This is a genomic window from Mesorhizobium maamorense (assembly GCF_044998965.1).
GTDB lineage: Bacteria > Pseudomonadota > Alphaproteobacteria > Rhizobiales > Rhizobiaceae > Mesorhizobium.
Map to the genome: position 1 here is coordinate 851,409 of NZ_CP173356.1, position 15,969 is coordinate 867,377.

A 15,969-nucleotide genomic window follows, 5' to 3' on the forward strand; every position below is an offset into this window, starting at 1 on the left:
TACGGTTTTCCCGGGAAAAGCGCGTAGCGCTTTCCCTTGGGAATTGCGACAAAAACAAAGAGATAGCGCGGCACGAACAGGCAAGCATGTCATCGAGGGCGTGGCCTCAGGAAGTTCGCGCGCCTTCGGCGTCCGTTCCCCGATATTTAACATGCTCTATGAACGCGCGCAGCTTGGGCAGGACCTGGCGTCTGTCGGGATAATACAGAAAAACGCCCGGCGTCGTGACGGCGAAGGGCGTGAGCAACGCTTGCAACCGGCCATCGGCAATCGGGGCTTCGGTGAGAGGGCCGGGCACCTGTGCAAGTCCGACACCTTGGATCGCCGCGCCAAGCAGTGTCGGGTAATCATGCGCGACCAGCGGCCCGAAGACGATTGCCTCGACGGTCTTGTTGCCGTCGATGAAGGGCCAGGGCGCGATCGATCCGTTGGAGCGGCGCATGCGCAGGCAGGCATGGCCGCGCAGATCGTCGAGGCGCTCCGGCCGTTTCTGCCGGCGCAGATAGCCAGGGCTGCCGACGACCACGAGCGGGAACGGCGGCGTCAGCCGAACCGCGACCATGTCGGCGGCGATGAACTGGCCGAGCCGGATGCCGGCGTCGAACCCCTCGGCCGCCAGGTCGACCAGCTCAGCGCTTGCGGCGATCTCCACCTCTACTTCGGGATAGGCCTGGCAAAAGGATGCCACCAGCGGCTCCAGCAGGATCGGCACCACGGCGCGCGGCACGGAGAGGCGCAACAGCCCGGTCGGCCGCTGCCCAAGTTCACGTGCGACTTCGCTTGCTGCGACCAGTTCCTCGAAAGCGGGCTTTGCGCGCGAAAGGAACCGTTCGCCGGCTTCGGTCAGGCCGACGCTGCGCGTCGTGCGCATGAAGAGCGCCGCGCCGACGCGCACCTCGAGCGCGCGCACCGCCTGGCTGATCGCCGATGGCGTGACGCCGAGCTCCGCGGCCGCTTTTCGGAAGCTGCGGTGTTGCGCGACGCCGAGGAACGCCTCCACGCCGTCGAGCGCACCTTTCCGGATTGTGAAGTTCTGCTTCATGCCCCGTCAACATTATCGCGAATAGTCGACCGCTGGAAAGCGGGCGTAAATTGCGCCTTACATCTCTTGGGAGGCCATATGTCGCCTGCAACCATTTTCCTGTTACATCTCGCTCTAGGCTACGTGCCTTGGCTGCTCTGCGTCGGCGTGTATGTCTTGCCCCGGCTCAGATCCGTCAACCTGGTCGAGGCGCAACGTGCCATCGCCACGCTGCACAGCTTCCGCTTTTTCGGGCTTGTCTTCATCGTTCCAGGCGTCGTCGGGCGCGATTTGCCGGCTGATTTCGCCACCTTCGCCGCCTATGGCGACTTCGCAACCGGAGTGTTGGCCATGCTGGCGCTTTTGACGACGAGGATACGTCCGCTGTTCTGGTTGTTCGTCGTCGCGTTCAATCTCGTGGGGACGATCGATATCGCCGTCGACTACTATCACGGCAGCCAAGCCGGTCTTCCTGAGCTGGCGGGGCAGTTGGGCGCTGCATACGCGATCCCCGTAATCTATGTCCCACTGCTGATGATCACGCACGTCGTCGCGTTCTACCTGATGCTGCGCCCCCAGATCCAGGCAGCTCGAGTCTTCGCAGGCGACGCGGCCGCATCTCCGTGAGGCAGCAAGTGCCGGTGTACCGGCGCGCCGCGGCGCAGACGCTTCGCGGCGCGCGGGTATTCGACTAATAGGTCGTGCGCCCGCCCGACAGGTCGAAGGTCGAGGCGGTGGTGAAGCTGTTTTCCTTTGAGACGAGCCAAGCGACCATGGCGGCGGCCTCGTCGACCTCCAGCAGACGGCCGCGTGGAATGCGCGAGCGCATGTATTCGATGTGCTCGGGCGTGAGCTGTTCGAGGATTCGAGTCTGCGCGGTGGCCGGCGAGATGCAGTTGACTGCAATGTCATACTGCGCGAGCTCCTTGCCGAGCGATTTGGTCATGCCGATGACCGCCGCCTTCGAAGCGGAATAGGCGGCGGCGTTGGGATTGCCTTCCTTGCCAGCGACGGAAGCGATGTTGACGATCCGCCCGTAATTGCGCGCCTTCATCCCGGGCACCACGGCGCGGTTGGCGTAGAAGGTGCCGTTGACGTTGATGTCGATGATCTTCTTCCACGTCTCTATGTCGTAGCTGTCGAGCGGGGCGGCGGGACCGGCAATGCCGGCAGAATTGACCAGGATGGAGATTTTGCCGGCGCTCTCCTCGGTTTTTGCCCGCGCGGCGTCCACCGTCTCCCAATCCGCAATGTCGACGACCAGGGTTGTGGCGGCCTTGCCAAGGTCGCGCTTGGCCGTTTCGAGGCGCGCCTCGTCGACGTCCCATAAGGTGACCGTCGCGCCGGAGGCGACGAAACGTTTGGCCATCGCGAAGCCGAGGCCTTGCGCGCCTCCGGTGACCACGGCGTGTTGGCCGTCAAGATCGATCCTGTTCATGCCGAGCGTTCTTTCTGGTTGAGAGAATTGAGGTTGCCTGTTGCGGGCGGGCGATGTCGCTACATGGTAGCGCCGAGGTTCCAGGGCACGAACTCATTGTCGCCGTAGCCCAGCGTTTCCGATTTGGTACGCCCACCCGATGCCACGCGCAGGATCTCTGCGAAGATCTCCTGGCCTTTATCGTCCAGCGTGACGCCGTCGAGGATGTCCCCGCAATTGATATCCATGTCCTCGCGCATCTGCTCGAAAATGAAGGAATTGGAGGCAAGCTTGATCGAGGGCGTCGGCTTGCAGCCGAAGGCCGAACCGCGCCCGGTGGTGAAGCACAATATGTTCGCGCCGCCGGCGACCTGGCCGGTTGCCGAAACCGGATCGTAGCCGGGCGTGTCCATGAAGACGAGGCCGCGTTCGTTGATCGGTTCGGCATATTCCAGCACCGCGCGCAGATTGGTCGTCCCGCCCTTGGCGGACGCGCCGAGCGACTTCTCCAGGATCGTCGTCAACCCGCCGAGCTTGTTGCCGGGAGACGGGTTGTTGTTCATTTCCATGTCGTGCTTGGCTGTGTAGTCCTCCCACCAGCGGATACGCTCGATCAGCTTCTCGCCGACCGCGCGGTTTTCCGCGCGCATGGTGAGCAGATGTTCGGCGCCGTAGATCTCCGGCGTCTCGGACAGCACCGCCGTGCCGCCTTGCGCGACAAGCAGGTCCACGGCGGCGCCAAGCGCCGGATTGGCGCTGATGCCGGAATAGCCGTCCGACCCGCCGCATTGCAGCGCGAGCACCAGTTCGGAGGCCGGTTGTGGCGTCCTTTGCGCGGCGTTGACCATGGGCAGCATATCGACGATCGCCTTGACCCCGGCCTCGACCGTCTTGCGTGTGCCGCCAGTCTCCTGGATCGTCATCGTGCGGAAGGTCGTGCTCTCCTCGATATTGTAGGACTGCATCCAGCGCGGAATCTGGAACGCCTCGCAGCCGAGCCCAACCATCAGCACGCCGCCGACATTGGGGTTCGTGGCAAAACCCACTGCGTGCGCTTCAAGAGGTCGTAAGCGGGGCCTTTGGTGTCAATGCCGCAGCCGGTGCCATGGACGAGCGAGATCACGCCGTCGACATTGGGATAGTCGCGCAGGATGCCGCAGCGGTTGACCTCTTCTACGATGAAGCGGGCGACGCTGGCCGAACAATTTACCGAGGTCAGGACAGCGATGAAGTTGCGCGTCCCGACCTTGCCGCTCGGCCTGCGGTAACCCATGAAGGTCGCGCGCTCGGCTTCAGGGACGACAGGCGTTTGGCTGGCGTTGGTGCCGAACAGATAGTCGCGTTCGAAATTGCGCAGATATACATTGTGCTCGTGAACCCAATCGCCGGCGGCGATCGGCCCGCGGGCGAATCCGATGGTCTGCCCGTATTTCACGACCGGCTCGTCCGAAGCGATGTCGCAGATCGCCATCTTGTGGCCGCGCGGTATGCGCGCCTTCGCGGGGATGTCGCCTGCCTTGTCGCCGATCATCAACGGATCGACCGCCAGAAGGATGTTGTCGGCATGCGAAAGCTGGATGAACCGCGCCATTACGAACTCTGAAAAAGCCCCGCCGGCACAATGCCGCCGAATGGATCGGAATACTAATATAATAGAACGTCAACGGTCAAGCTGCGAACATTGCTCGCCGGGCATAGGCAAACCGGCCGGATGGCAGGTTACAGGTCGACGCTGAATGGACCTGGAACCTCCGCCGCCCGTCTCAGCGCTCAGTCGAGGTCGTCAGTCGAGAAGCTCGGCGGCGACTTCGAGCGTGTTGCGAAATGACGTCTCGAGGTGATGCTCCATCGCCTGTGCGGCGCCCTCGGCGTCGTGACGCTTCAGCGCGTCCAGAATGGCCTCGTGCTGCTCGATCGTTTGCTCGCCATAGCCGGGCTTCGGAATGGCGAGATAGCGGCCGCGATCCATCTGCGCCTTTGAGATGTCGACGGCGCGCCAGATCATCGGCAAGCCGCATATTTCGGCGATGGTGCGGTGAAAGACATCGTCGAGCTGAATCGCTGTGGCGTACCTGCCGCGCGCAATGGCGAGCTTATGCGCGGCCATGTTGTCTTCCAGCAATTCACTGGCAGCCGGCGTCAGCTTGGCGGCGGCGCGCCTGGCGCTCTCCATTTCCAATGCGCGCCGGATGACATAGGCTTCCTCGAGGTCGGCCCGGCTGATGGGAGCAACGTAGGTGCCGGTCTGCGCCAGGATCTTGACGAGCCCTTCGTCGCTGATGCGTTTGACCGCTTCGCGCACGGGCGTGCGCGAGACGCCCAGCGCTTCGGCAATGGCGATCTCATTGATGACCTCACCCGGTTTCAGCCGTCCGACGACGATCATGTTGCGGATCTTGTTGTATATCTGGTCGCGCAGCGGGAGGGCTCGATTGAGGGTCGAAGGATCTAGATCCATGGAAAATCCCATCGTTCGTCCACCTGAAATGGCAAAATTATTCGAATGTCAAACGGAATGCACCTGCTTGCGACGCGGGGTTCGTTGCGATCCGACGCCAGTGACGGGAGCGGTCAGATCCAGCTTGCCAGAACTATTATATTAGTGCAATAGTGCCGCCCGTTGCGTGATTTTCAGCCTATGGTGAAGTGCCTGGTGCGGATGCGCTGAAAGGGGCCTTCGGGCCGGCTCGAGGTGGGCCGAACCGTGCCTTGAAGTGCATTATACTAACATAACGTTGCCCGCATGCTACCAGGGAGGACCAAGCCTAGATGAGTGCCGCCGCCGATTGTGCCCTGGACATGAGAGGCATCTCCAAGAGTTTTCCCGGCGTGAAGGCCCTGTCGAACGTCAATTTCGCCGTCCGGTTCGGCACCGTCCATGCGGTCGTCGGCGAGAATGGCGCCGGCAAGTCGACGCTGATGAAGGTGCTCAACGGATCCTACGCTCCGACCGCCGGCACGATCCTCGTCGGCGGCGCCGAAGTGCGCATGCGGCGCCCCGCCGATGCCCAGGCGCTCGGCATTCGCATGGTGCACCAGGAGATCAATCTTGTTCCCGACCTGACCGTCGCGGAGAACGTCTATCTCGGCCGCATGCCCGGCAAATGGAGCTGGCTGCGCAAGGGCGAAATGGTCAGGAAGGCCGCCGCCGTCCTCGCCGAGCTGGGCGCGGCCATCAGCCCGCGCGCGCGGCTCGGCGACCTGTCGATCAGCCAGCAGCAACTGGTCGAGATCGCCAAGGCCTATGCGGCGCAGCCCAGGATCATCGTGCTGGACGAGCCGACATCGAGCCTGAGCGAGCACGAAACCGCGGCGCTGTTCCGGATCCTTCGCAAGATGCGCGATGACGGCATCGCCATCGTCTACATCAGCCATAGGCTGAAGGAGGTCCTCGAGATCGCCGACGAGGTGACCGTGCTGCGCGACGGCTCAATGATCGAGACCCGTCCGATCGACGGCATAACCGCGGCCGAGATGATCAGGCTGATGGTCGGCCGCGAGGTCGCCAACGTGTTCCCGAAAAGCCCGGCCGCGATCGGCAAGTCCGTGCTGCGTGTCGAACGCATCGGCGACGGGGCGCATTTCCGCGATGTCAGCTTCGATGTGCGCGCCGGCGAGATACTGGGCTTGACCGGACTGGTCGGGGCGGGGCGCACCGAGGTAGCGCGCGCCATCTTCGGCCTGTCGCGGCTGGTGGAGGGAACGGTCAGCGTCAACGGGCGCAAGGTCGCCATCAACTCTCCTTCCGAGGCGGTGCGAGCCGGGATCGCCTACGTCCCCGAGGACCGCAAGGGCGACGGCATCATTCCGGGCATGTCGGTCCGCGAGAACATCAGTCTGCCGATATTGCGGCGTCTGACCAGCTTCGGCCGTATCAGGCGCAGCGCCGACCGTTCGCTGGCGGCGATCTATGTGAAGCAGTTTTCCATCTCGCCGCCCGACGGGGAGCGGCGCATCAACCTGTTGTCGGGGGGCAACCAGCAGAAGGCGGTCATCGCCAAATGGCTCGCGGCCAAGCCCTCCGTGCTCATCCTCGACGAGCCGACGCGCGGCGTCGACGTCGGCGCCAAGGCCGAGATCCACAGCATCATCGGCCGGCTTGTCGCCGACCGCATGGCGGTGGTGATGATCTCGTCGGAACTGCCCGAAATCCTCGGCGTCTGCGATCGCGTCGTTGTGATGCGCGACGGCCGCGCATCGGAGGCGCTCGCCCGCGCCGAACTGAGCGAGGAGCGCATCATGGCGCTGGCGACGGGGGAGGCTGCATGACTGATGCGGCCAAGGAGACCAGCGGGGCGAACCGCAATGACCGCTTCACGCGCGGCAGCAGGCTTGCCGATGTCCTGTCCAAGGCGGGGCTTGGCTTCGCTATCCTTGCAGTGGTGCTCTACGGCTCATTCGTCAGCCCCGCCTTCTTCACCACAGGCAATCTGCTCAACGTCCTGACCTCGATGTCCATTGTCGGCATCGTCGTCGTCGGCATGACTTTCGTGCTTGTGGCCGGCGGCTTGGCCGACCTGTCGGTGCCGGCCACCATCGCCTGCGGGGCCATCCTCTCGCTCGGGCTGCAGCCAATGATCGGGCCGGTTCCTGCCTTCGTCCTGGCGGTGGCGCTTGCGGGCCTTATCGGCCTGCTCAACGGCGTGCTGGTCGGCTATGTCGGTATCAATCCCATCATCGCCACGCTCGGCATCGGCACCATCGGGCTGGGCATCGTGCAGGCGGCCGTCGGCGGCGTCATCGTCTATGGCAACAATCCCGCTTCGGCCGAATTCGCCAAGGGCCGGCTCTTCGGCGTCCCGGTCGTGGTGCTGATTTTCCTGCTGATCGCCCTCATAGGCCATATCGTCCTCTCGCGCTCCTTCTGGGGCAGGTGGACGCTCGCCACGGGCGGCAATTACAGCGCCGCCGAGGCGAGCGCGGTGCCGGTGGAGGCGGTGAAGGCCGGTGCGTTCGTGATCACGGCGTTGGCTTCGGGCGTCAGCGGCGGCCTGCTGGGCCTGACCTTGCAAAGCGCGCGGCCGCTGATCGGCGCCGGCTACGAGTTCAGCGCCATCACCGCGGTCGTGGTCGGCGGCGTGTCGATCATCGGCGGTTTCGGCTCGGTGCCGAGGGCGATCGCGGGCCTGATCTTCGTGCAGCTTCTGACCAACGTCATGGTGCTCGACGGCGTGCGCACGCCGATCCAGGGTTTTGTCCTCGGCATCCTGATCGTCGGCGCCGTCGGCATGGATGTGGCATTGCGCAAGAGGGGGGTGGCGTGATGCGCTTCCTGGCGCTTGCCTCGCGGCACAGGGTGGTGATCATCCTCGGCCTGACGCTGATCATTTCCGCCCTGGTGGTTCCAGGTTATTTCTCGGCATCGACCCTCGGACTCGGCCTCGACCGGGCGGCGACGATCGGCCTGATCGCCATTGGACTTACGGTGCTTCTGGTCGCCGGCCAGATCGACCTCTCCGGCGGCGCCGTGTTCGCGCTGGCGGGGATCATGTCGGTCATCCTGCAGCGCGAGATCGGCATCCTGCCTGCCGCACTTGTCGGTATCCTGGTCGGCATGCTGGCAGGCGCCATCAACGGCGCGCTGGTCGTCGGGCTGAAGGTGAACTCGCTAGTGCTGACGCTGGCGACGATGCTGATCTTCCGCTCGCTCGCGCATTGGATCACCAACAGCCAGCCGGTGACCGGCACCGACATCATGCTTTCGCTGGCGTTCGCCAAGATCCATCTCGAAATCTTCACCATCCGCAGTGCGCTGTTCATCGTTCTGATCGTGCTGCTGCATGTCTGGCTGACGCGTACCATACCGGGCCGAAATGTCTTTGCGGTCGGGTCCAATCCGGCGGCGGCCAAGGAGAGCGGCATCGCCTCCGATCGCATCGTTTTTCTGGGCTTCGTCTTCGCCGGCACGCTCGCCGGTCTCGCAGGCGTTCTCCAGAGTCTCGTCACCAACACCGGTTCGCCCGTCTTCGGCTCGGAACTGACGGTCGCCGTCATTGCCGCGGTCGTGGTCGGCGGAACCCGCCTCGAAGGCGGCAAGGGATCCGCGCTCGGCACGCTTGGCGGCGTGCTGACGATCGGCTCGCTGACCATCGCGATGGAGTTCCAATCCGTTCCCGCATACGTCCAGCAGGTCGTGTCGGGGCTTATCCTGATCCTGCTCGTCGTGCTCGATCGGGCCGTGACTACCAAGGGGAGGGCGCCGGGCACAGGCCCCGCGCTCATTCGCGACAATCCAATCACTCAAGGAGGAAATACATGATCGGGAGGAAACCTATGATTGGCAAGAAAAGCATGCTCCACATTACCGCCATGGCGGTAATATTGGCCTCGGCGGGCTGGGCCAGTGCAAAGACGGTCTGCTACGTCACGGCCGCGGATTCGCATGCCTATGCGACGCCGGCCAACAAGGCGCTCCAGGCGCGCGCCGGCGAACTCGGCATCGAGATCCTGAGCCTCAGCCAGGATTTCGACGTCCAGAAGGGCACCGAGCAGCTCAACACCTGCGTCGCGCGCAAGGTTGACGGCATCATCCTGTGGCCGCTCGACCCGCAGGCCTACATACCGGGCCTCGCCCGCGCACGGCAGGCGAACATTCCCGCGATCCTCATCAACTCGCCGATGAGCGACGATGCCAAGCCGTTCATCAAGTCGTTCACCGGGCCCGACGTTTACGAGGAAGGCAAGCTTGCGGCCGACTCGCTCAGCAAGGCGCTTGGCGGCAAGGGTTCCGTCGTCATCATCGCCGGCCAGGCCGGCAACGGCACGACGATCGGCCGCGTCGGCGGCTTCACCGATCGTCTCAAGGAAACCAGCGCCGACATCAAGGTGCTCGATACGGTCAATGCCGATTTCGACCAGCAGAAGGCGCTGGTGGTCAGCCGCGACCTGATCACCCGTTTCGGCGACCAGATCAGCGGCGTCTACGCCAATGACGACACCATGGCGCGCGGCTTCATCGACGCCTGGAAGGAGGCCAATCCGTCCAAGGCGGCACCGCCGATCGTCGGCATCAACGGCCAGAAGGACGCGTTCGAATCGATCCGCACCAACGAAATGTACTCCACCATCGTGCAGTCGCCGGTCGAGGACGGCCGCCTGGCGATCGACACCATGGCGGAGATCATGGACGGCAAGGAGGTCAAGGACCGTTTGCCAATCCCGCTGACGGTCGTCACCAAGGACAATGTCAACGCGGTCGAGCCGGCGTTCTGATTCCTTGGGGCCGGCTCGGCAGAACCGGGCCGGCTCCTTCATCTCCTGGCGCGGACGGACGATCCGGCTGCGCTGCTCGTTATAGGAAGGCCTGCCAGCCAAGGCTGCCCGGCACAGTTGGAACTTCCGTTTGCGCCCAGGATTATCCATCCGGGAGAACGCCAATGCCTTCTACGGCCATCCGCAGCACACAGTACCATTTCGCCACCAGGGTGCTCTCGGTCTGGTTCGTGCCGAGCGGAAACCGCTATGACTACGAAGACGTGGAGCCCGAGACCTACGCTGCCTTCAAAGCCGCCTCTTCCAAGGGGCGCTTCTTCAATGAATTCATACGGGATCGCTACAGGTTTCGTCTGGTCGAACGCGCCCCTGAACGCTGACGCACGCCAGCAACAAAGCGTGGGATCGCGGGACTGTTCGTCGGTCACGAATTCGTGCTGACAGGCATACGCCGAACAAGATCAGCAACTTAATTGCCGGATATTCGTTTCATGATGTCCTCGAGGCCATGAAATGTCTCAAGTTTACGATCTTGCATCCGGTCTGGTGCGGCGGATCTACGAAAAGCGCATCGACGCGCCGGCGATCCTCGATACCGCCAGCGAATTTCCAAACGCGACCAAGTTCACGGCCGCCTGGCAGGCCATCCGCGACGAAGCGCTTGCCGTGGGCAAGGCGCCCCGCTTCCACGACATCATGCCTGAACAGGCCGACATCTCGGCCAATGACGGTCGCGACTGGCGTATGTTCGTGCTCAAGGCCTACGATGTCGCGGTTCCGCAAAACCTCGCGCGAATGCCGGTCCTCGACCGGCTGCTTGCAGAATGCCCTGAGGTGAAGTCGGCGGCGATCTCTTTCCTGGCTCCGGGCAAGCACATTCCCAGCCATCGCGGCCCTTTCAGAGGCATAATGAGGTTCCATCTCGGCCTGGTAATCCCTCGACAGGCAGATGGTCGTCCGGCGACGGTCATGATGATCAATCATCAGGAGAGGCGGATCGCCGACGGCGAGTGTCTGTTGTGGGACGACACGTTCCCTCACGAAGTGACAAACAACGCCGACAAGCCTCGCGTGGCCTTGCTTTTGGATATCTGGCGTCCACGAATGCCGCGCGACATGGAAATCCTGTCACGCCTGATCGTCCACGGCGTGCAGGCAGGCATGCGCCGCAGAGGCGTGTCCTTTTCTGCGTGAGGAGAGGCTCGCGGGCCATGGGCTCGCCGAGCGCCTTGGCGCGTCAGTCGCGTGGGCCCGCCACCATCCGTGCGATCCGTGTCATGTCCGTGCTCATTTCGCGGTCATCGTCAAGCGGGCTGACAAGGGAGCGCACGGCGGCGAAGGTTCGCTGCGGCCCGTCGCCCATGCTGTCGACGACACCGCGCAACTCCACCCCCGTAGCCGCAAAGATAAGTTCCATCGCAACGAGATAACGCAGCCGCTCGACGATTTCGGCTGTCTTGGCCACCACGCGCGGGGCCATCGACGACTGATCCTCGATGCCGTCCGAAACGGCAAGCGGGCTGAGCGACATCGGGTTGGCGAGGTGCCGGATCTCGACTTCCAGCGCGGCAAGCGGTTTCTGCAGCTCCGCATAGCCCTGGCGGCTCCCACCCCTGGCCGACAGGAAGCGCGGCAGCTCCGCCGTTATCGGCGACATCAGCTTCATGCAACGGTTGGCGGTGCCGACCGCGCAATGCGCAAGCGCCTGGCCGAGCTGTTCCCAGGCCAGCGTCATCGCCGTCAGGTCGAAGTTGCCGTTCGAGACGACCCGCTCGATCTCCGGCAGGATAACCGGGTTGTCGCCCGAATGAGCCAGTTCGATCTCCGTCGCCAGCTTCGCCTGTTCGAACGCATGCAGCAGGCCGCCCCACACCTGCGGCACGCAGCGATAGCTGAGCGGGTCCTGGAGACGCCGCGCGGCGTTGTCCTCCCACAGGCCGCTTCCCGCCAGTTCCGCCCGCAGACGCGCGCCGACCTCGCGCTGGCCGAATGCCGGGCGGGCTGACAGCGCCTCCTCGGTGATTGCGCTGACGGATGAGCGGAATGCCTCATAATTGAGGGCCACGGCAGCCAGCGACCAGTCGATGAGATGGGCGACGTCTTCCAGGCACAGGCATGCCGTTCCGGTCGAAAGGCTGTTCGCGACGATGATGGCGTGGCCGTCCTTCTCGCGCAGGTTGAGTGGTTCGAGCCCGGCGAGAGCCAGCGCCTCGGCGGACGGCATGATCTTGCCCTGGAACTCCGCTTCGCCGTCGCCGCGCAGCGCCCTTGCCATATGCCCGAGGGCGGCAAGGTCCGCCGCCCCGATCGATCCCCAACTGGGGATCACCGGATGGACCCCGGCGTTAAGTGCCGCCACAAGGCCCATGACCACATGTTCGGAGGTGCCGGTGCCGCCGGCCGCCATGCCTGAAATCCTTGCGGCCATAAGGGCCCGCACGGCCTCCGTCGGAAGGGCGGGGCCGATGCCCATACTGTGGCTGAGCGGTACGCTATGCTGGAACGCGATCAGGTCGGCCTGCGCAAGCGGAGTATCCACGCACGCACCGAGACCGGTGGTGACGCCATACATGGGCCTGCCAAGTTGCGTGAGATGCTCGATGAGCGCACGGCTCTCGCGGATGCGGCGCATCGCCTGACCACCCAACTCGAGGCGGGCATTGCGTCGTGCGACCTCGGCCACATCAGCCGCACTGGGCGGCTTGCCGTCAAGCACTACCATTCTGAGTGTCATATCCTGCCCCCATGATCGCTGCCGCCAATGCCGCGCCGGCCTGGCCGCATGCGGCTTGCGGCTGCCAGTTTTGCTGTTTCCGCGGGCCAAACTGCAAGCCATTCCCGTTCCGAAGGTTTCGCCGCGGCGATCTCGCGTCCATGCCGGGCGCATCGCCGCCGGCTTGCAACTCTTCTCGTACACATGGATACCTATATCCGAGAATGAAGCTTTCCCCTAAGCTGACGATACGTGAAATGGGAGCATGGATTGCGCGGATTTGGCGAAGGCTTGATCGAGAGGCCGCAAACGGTTGCCGAGCAGGTCGCCAATGTCTTGCGCGAGGCCATTGCCAGCGGGACCCTGAAGGCCGGCACGACGTTGCGCCAGGATGATCTGGCCGAGCAGTTTGGCTTCAGCCGGATGCCGATCCGGGACGCGCTTCGTCAGCTCGAGGCCGAAGGCATCGTGTCCATCCACCCGACAAAGGGTGCGCACGTCGCCAGAATGGATGGCGACGAGATCCGAGAGATCTATGCCGTGCGCGAACTGCTCGAGTGCGAGGCACTGCGGCTCTCCATTCCCGGCCTGCCCGGCGGCAAGCTGGACGAGGCCGAACAGGTGCTCGATCAGATCGATGCCGAGCGCAATGTCGGCAGGTGGGGCGTGCTGAACCGGGCCTTTCATCTGGCGCTTTATGACGCCTGCGGCAATCGCCGGTTGCTCGGCCTGATCGAGGCGCACCATAATGCGGCCGACCGCTACGTCCGTATCCTGTTGTCGAACCTCGACTACCGCGCCCGCTCGCAGACGGAGCATCGCGACCTCTTGGCCGCTTGCCGGCGACGCGACGCCGGCGAGGCCGTCAGCGTTTTGACGCAGCATCTGCGCCAAGGCAGCGAGACACTGGTCAACGCCATAGAAGGCGACGGTCTGTCGCGAAAATCTTAGAATCTTTGTCCAATTCCGATGGGCGCGTGACGGGCTGTACGCCTTCGTCTAGCCGCTGCCGCCAAGGACACTGCTTTTCAGCTTACCTGATTTGATCAAATGGAAGAATTGGTTCTGGATTTCTCCCTGAAAATGCGTTTTGAAGAGCACTCCAAAGAAAAGTGTGATCAAATTGGAAAGGCTGGGCTACGGTGCAAAAGGAAGAGATCGACATCCAGAATGCGCTGGCTCTTGCCGAGCGCTTCACGATGGCTGGCCGGCGCGCCTTGGTGACCGGCGGCAGCGTCAGCATCGGCCGTGAGATCGTGCGGGTTTTTGCCGAGGCGGGCGCCGATGTGGCCGTCCATTTCGCTCGCGACGCCGACGTGGCATTCGGGCAGCCGGATGCGGCCGCCGAAGCTGTCCGTGAAATTCGCGGGAAGGGCAGGCGCGGCGTCGCCATCGATGCTGATTTCGCTCGGGCCGGGGAGGCGGCTCGCTGTGTCCAGGCGGCGATCGAGGCGTTGGGTGGTGTCGACGTGCTTGTCGTCTGCGCCTCGATCCAGTACCGCACGCCTTTCCTCGATCTACCCGCCGAGCAGATCGAGCACCAGATCAAGATCAACTTCAAGGCGACGATCGAATTGCTGCAGGCCGCCTTGCCCGGCATGAAGGACAATGGCTGGGGCCGTGTGCTGACGATCGGCAGCATCAACCAGACGCGGCCCGAATCCGATCTCGCCGTCTATGCCGCGCTGAAGAGCGCGCAGCACAATCTGTCATTCAACCTTGCCAAGGATTATGCGCCACACGGGGTGACGATCAACAACCTGTCGCCCGGGCTTGTCGTTACCGAGCGCAATCGCTGGCGCCGCGAGGACGCGGCCAAATGGGCGGAGATCCAGAAGGGGTCCGCGCCGATGCAGCGGGCCGGCGAGGCGCGCGAGATGGCGGGAGCGGCGTTGCTGCTTTGCTCCGACGCCGGCAGCTTCATCACCGGGGCGGACCTGCAGGCGACGGGTGGCCGCCATCTCGGCTGGCAATAGCCGAGATTAACCGGCAAAAGCCGGCTCCGGCAGTCCCGCCACGCCGACGTCGAGTGCAAGCAGGCAACCCGCCAGGGGCTCGTTGGCCAGTTGATCCTCCGTCAGCTTCTGCGTTGCGGTCGTCACGTACAGTGTCTTCAGGCCTGGACCGCCGAAGGCGCAGGAGGTCGGCTGAGTGACTGGCAGAGGGACCAGCCTGTCGAGCCGGCCATCGGGCGCGAACCGCGCCAGCGAGCCGCCTTGGTAGCGCGCATTCCAGAGGAAGCCGTCCGCATCGACGGTGGCGCCGTCGGGCTTTCCAGGCGCCGCGTGCCGGTCGGCGAACAGAGACCACGGCCCCACAAATCCGCTCGCCGGGTCGAAATCCGCCCGCTCTATGTCGCCTTGCCGCGTATCCGTGAAGTAGACGGTACGGCCATCCGGGGCAAAGGCGATCGCATTGGGCACGGCGATCCCGTCGCGGATCCAGCTCGAACTTCCGGCGGCGTCGATCCGGTAAAGCGCCCCGGACGCATGCAGCCCATAGTCCCACATGCTGCCGCAGATTATGCCGCCGCCGGGATCGCACTTCATGTCGTTCAGCCGATGCTCGGGCGGCCCATCCTCCACGCGCGCCAGCAGGCTCAGTGCGCCGCTGGCGGGATCAAATGCGTGGAGACCTTGCCGCAAGGCCACGACGACACCGCCCGATGCTCGTGGAACCACCGAGCCGATGACCTCAGGCATCGGCCACGATGTCACCGCTCCTGTCTCGGGCCGCAGCCTGTGCAGGCAAGGACGCCGCAGATCGACCCAGAACAGCTCTCCGCCCCGCGCCAGCCATGTCGGCGATTCGCCCAGCGTATCGCCCGTCGACGCCGCGACCTCGAACCCGGCCGTCATTGCCGGCCGATATCGGGTTTGGGGTCGACGGCGATGCGCGCCAGGAGGTCGTGTTTGGCCTTTTCGATATGCGCGCCCATCAAGGTCGCCGCCGAGCCGGCATCCTGGCGCTCTATGGCCCGGATGATGTGGCGATGATCGTCGATGACGCCATGGAAGCGCCCCTCGTCATAGCCGTAGCGTTGCCAGATCGCCGCCACCAGCAGCCAGTTGCGATCCACCATCGACAGCGCGCCCGGATTGCCGGCCGCCTCGTTGATGACGCCGTGAAAGATGTTGTTGGCATGTGGGACGGCAAGGAAGTCGTCGCTGGCCACTCTTTGCTCAAGCATGTCCTGCGCGGCCTTCAGATCGCGCAGATGCTCGGCGGTACGCCGCTCGCTGGCACGCCGCGCCAGCATCGTTTCGACGGCGCTGCGGATATCGAACAGGTCGATCACAAACGACATGTGGACCGTCCTGACGCTGGCGCCGCGATTGGGTTCCAGCACGACCAATCCCGTGCCGCTCAAGGCGCGCAAGGCCTCGCGGACCGGCATATGGCTTACGCCATAACGACCGGCGAGATCGTCGATCCTTAGCCTTGCCCCGAATGGAATGGCTCCGGAAACGATGTCGTCACGAAGAAGCTTCTGAACGTCGGGAATACGCGCCATGCATTCAAGCCTACCCTGATTTGAGCAAATATTGCTCGCACGGCGATCGAAAGAAGTCAATTTTGCCCTTGCCAAGGCGACATTTGATCAAA

At 63.9% G+C, this 15,969-nt stretch carries 15 protein-coding genes and 1 pseudogene; 9 read left to right on the forward strand and 7 right to left on the reverse strand.

The annotated features are described in order from the left end of the window. Nucleotides 1–106: 106 nt before the first annotated feature. Nucleotides 107–1,042 (reverse strand): LysR substrate-binding domain-containing protein, encoded by a 936-nt coding sequence (locus ACIU1A_RS04515; protein ID WP_404926712.1) that lies wholly within the window; start codon nucleotides 1,040–1,042, stop codon nucleotides 107–109. A gap of 78 nt (nucleotides 1,043–1,120) precedes the next feature. Between ACIU1A_RS04515 and ACIU1A_RS04520 the strand changes: the two genes are divergently transcribed. Beyond that, a complete protein-coding gene (locus tag ACIU1A_RS04520; RefSeq protein WP_404926713.1) occupies nucleotides 1,121–1,648 on the forward strand; it encodes a hypothetical protein in 528 nt (175 codons plus the stop codon). A 64-nt stretch (nucleotides 1,649–1,712) separates the two neighbouring features. Here ACIU1A_RS04520 and ACIU1A_RS04525 read toward each other — a convergent pair whose 3' ends face one another. The 3 genes and pseudogenes from ACIU1A_RS04525 to ACIU1A_RS04535 all read right to left on the reverse strand — a co-directional run bounded on the left by ACIU1A_RS04525 (nucleotide 1,713) and on the right by ACIU1A_RS04535 (nucleotide 4,896). Then, nucleotides 1,713–2,459, reverse strand: coding sequence for an SDR family NAD(P)-dependent oxidoreductase (locus tag ACIU1A_RS04525; RefSeq protein ID WP_404926714.1), 747 nt, complete (start codon nucleotides 2,457–2,459; stop codon nucleotides 1,713–1,715). Between the two features lie 59 nt (nucleotides 2,460–2,518). Beyond that, nucleotides 2,519–4,029 (reverse strand): annotated as a pseudogene (locus tag ACIU1A_RS04530) (UxaA family hydrolase). 192 nt (nucleotides 4,030–4,221) lie between these two features. Then, nucleotides 4,222–4,896: a GntR family transcriptional regulator gene (locus tag ACIU1A_RS04535; protein WP_140562356.1), complete on the reverse strand. Its 675-nt coding sequence runs from the start codon at nucleotides 4,894–4,896 to the stop codon at nucleotides 4,222–4,224. Between the two features lie 311 nt (nucleotides 4,897–5,207). Between ACIU1A_RS04535 and ACIU1A_RS04540 the strand changes: the two genes are divergently transcribed. The 6 genes from ACIU1A_RS04540 to ACIU1A_RS04565 all read left to right on the forward strand — a co-directional run bounded on the left by ACIU1A_RS04540 (nucleotide 5,208) and on the right by ACIU1A_RS04565 (nucleotide 10,844). Continuing rightward, on the forward strand, nucleotides 5,208–6,707 hold the full coding sequence (locus ACIU1A_RS04540) for a sugar ABC transporter ATP-binding protein (RefSeq protein WP_404926715.1): 1,500 nt from the start codon (nucleotides 5,208–5,210) through the stop codon (nucleotides 6,705–6,707). Beyond that, complete coding sequence (locus ACIU1A_RS04545) at nucleotides 6,704–7,702, forward strand: ABC transporter permease (RefSeq protein ID WP_404926716.1); 999 nt, start codon at nucleotides 6,704–6,706, stop codon at nucleotides 7,700–7,702. Before ACIU1A_RS04540 ends, ACIU1A_RS04545 begins: the two co-directional genes overlap by 4 nt. Next, nucleotides 7,702–8,697 (forward strand): ABC transporter permease, encoded by a 996-nt coding sequence (locus tag ACIU1A_RS04550; protein ID WP_140671983.1) that lies wholly within the window; start codon nucleotides 7,702–7,704, stop codon nucleotides 8,695–8,697. The genes ACIU1A_RS04545 and ACIU1A_RS04550 overlap by 1 nt, the downstream gene beginning before the upstream one ends. 14 nt (nucleotides 8,698–8,711) lie before the next feature. Then, nucleotides 8,712–9,650, forward strand: coding sequence for a sugar ABC transporter substrate-binding protein (locus ACIU1A_RS04555; protein ID WP_404926717.1), 939 nt, complete (start codon nucleotides 8,712–8,714; stop codon nucleotides 9,648–9,650). Between the two features lie 164 nt (nucleotides 9,651–9,814). After that, entirely contained in the window at nucleotides 9,815–10,030 is a 216-nt protein-coding gene (locus tag ACIU1A_RS04560; RefSeq protein ID WP_140497550.1) for a KTSC domain-containing protein, read from the forward strand. A gap of 133 nt (nucleotides 10,031–10,163) precedes the next feature. Beyond that, the gene (locus ACIU1A_RS04565; protein ID WP_140525094.1) at nucleotides 10,164–10,844 is read left to right on the forward strand and encodes an aspartyl/asparaginyl beta-hydroxylase domain-containing protein; all 681 of its coding nucleotides are present in this window, start codon (nucleotides 10,164–10,166) and stop codon (nucleotides 10,842–10,844) included. Nucleotides 10,845–10,887: 43 nt separating this feature from the next. Here ACIU1A_RS04565 and hutH read toward each other — a convergent pair whose 3' ends face one another. After that, the gene (gene hutH / locus ACIU1A_RS04570) at nucleotides 10,888–12,384 is read right to left on the reverse strand and encodes a histidine ammonia-lyase (protein WP_404926718.1); all 1,497 of its coding nucleotides are present in this window, start codon (nucleotides 12,382–12,384) and stop codon (nucleotides 10,888–10,890) included. 249 nt (nucleotides 12,385–12,633) lie between these two features. On the opposite strand from hutH, the gene ACIU1A_RS04575 reads away from it, so the two are divergent. After that, nucleotides 12,634–13,314: a GntR family transcriptional regulator gene (locus ACIU1A_RS04575; RefSeq protein WP_224655938.1), complete on the forward strand. Its 681-nt coding sequence runs from the start codon at nucleotides 12,634–12,636 to the stop codon at nucleotides 13,312–13,314. Between the two features lie 191 nt (nucleotides 13,315–13,505). Beyond that, entirely contained in the window at nucleotides 13,506–14,339 is an 834-nt protein-coding gene (locus ACIU1A_RS04580) for an SDR family NAD(P)-dependent oxidoreductase (RefSeq protein ID WP_404926719.1), read from the forward strand. 6 nt (nucleotides 14,340–14,345) lie between these two features. Here ACIU1A_RS04580 and ACIU1A_RS04585 read toward each other — a convergent pair whose 3' ends face one another. Continuing rightward, nucleotides 14,346–15,221, reverse strand: a complete 876-nt coding sequence (locus ACIU1A_RS04585; protein ID WP_404926720.1) for an SMP-30/gluconolactonase/LRE family protein — start codon at nucleotides 15,219–15,221, stop codon at nucleotides 14,346–14,348. After that, nucleotides 15,218–15,877, reverse strand: a complete 660-nt coding sequence (locus tag ACIU1A_RS04590; RefSeq protein WP_140497561.1) for a GntR family transcriptional regulator — start codon at nucleotides 15,875–15,877, stop codon at nucleotides 15,218–15,220. The genes ACIU1A_RS04585 and ACIU1A_RS04590 overlap by 4 nt, the downstream gene beginning before the upstream one ends. Nucleotides 15,878–15,969 lie beyond the last annotated feature (92 nt).